Annotated in this window: 2 protein-coding genes; both read right to left on the minus strand. The window is 55.7% G+C overall.

Going from position 1 to position 1189, the window contains the following annotated elements; genetic code table 11:
* Positions 1-247 precede the first annotated feature (247 nt).
* Entirely contained in the window at positions 248-664 is a 417-nt protein-coding gene (locus AC630_RS45040) for a hypothetical protein (protein WP_143198759.1), read from the minus strand.
* A 260-nt stretch (positions 665-924) separates the two neighbouring features.
* Positions 925-1189, minus strand: a 265-nt coding sequence (locus AC630_RS41800; RefSeq protein ID WP_283808485.1) for an ABC transporter substrate binding protein, incomplete at its 5' end; no start/stop codon positions are given.

Below are 1189 nucleotides of genomic sequence, written 5' to 3' on the forward strand. Positions count from 1 at the left end.
GGAGATGGAGAAAAGGTCTCGCCAGCGCGTTCGTGATCAGGTGGCCCTTCTGGCCTTCGGGGCCGAGACGCGAATGAGATCGAGCGCGCGCGGATATCCATGATGGCCAGGAACGCAACAGTTCCGCTCACGGGCCGGATACAGAAGCGCAAGACCAATCATCTCCCGATCCTCATTTTTGGCTTGCAACGCGCGGCCGGTCCATACAGAAGGGCCACAAGCGGACGTCGCGCCAAGCGTCTTTCTCTCAATCGGATCGGCAGGTCGTTGTGGGTTCAAATGCTGCTTTGCGCGACCGGACCTTGAGTTCTACGGCTTTCCGGGCAGTGTCCCATGGCACTGCAAATGTGCCCGTCATCCGATCAATTGTAAGTTTGCCGTCGAACTGAATATCGCGCGTTTTACCTTCGTCCCAGTCAATCGAAACTGAGAAAGATAATCGGCCGGACCCTCGATCATAGTCAGTGACTTTAGCGGCGACGGGCTGCTTCAGTGCGCCTTCAGACCAACTCAGCCTGATCACCGGGAATGGCTTACCATCCGAGACGATGACAACATAGCCGCCGACGTCGCCGCTTTCCTGTTCCACGCAACTGTCAGCGTAATAGACGGTCTTGTCAGCAGATGCAGGCGAGCAAGTCGCTCCAATAATAACCCCTGCCACGGCTGCAAACCTGCACAAGTCGCCTCTGAAGCCTCTGGTCAGCACAGTCGATCTCCTAAACCGTCGCGCTACCACACAGACTGGATGCTGTCAGTGGCTATAGTGATGTGGATGTGTCGAAATGACCGGTTTGGGTCAAAATGCGAATATCTCAATGTGAGCAAATCTAGTCCGCCATGCTCCACTGAGCAGACCTCAACAAGGCGCGCCGCTACGTCGCATTCGGGCCATGAACCGGACCTGATGCAACAACCGCACCGCTACTCGATAATTCTGTCAACCCGCATCAGAGCGGAAGGCGGTACCTGGATCCCAAGCGCTTTGGCGGTCTTGAGGTTCAGTATCGCTTCGAATGCCGTAGGCTGCTCAACGGGAATGGTCGACGGATCGACACCATCCACGATCCGCTCAACAATTGCGAGGGTTCTTCGGACTATGTCTTCGGGCTTTGCTGAGTAGGATGCGAGTCCGCCCGATCTGACAAATGACGCTGTTGGAGAAAAGGCGCCCATTTTATATTTGAGG

Origin of the sequence: Bradyrhizobium sp. AS23.2, from assembly GCF_001908185.1 — a bacterium.
Lineage (GTDB): Bacteria > Pseudomonadota > Alphaproteobacteria > Rhizobiales > Xanthobacteraceae > Bradyrhizobium.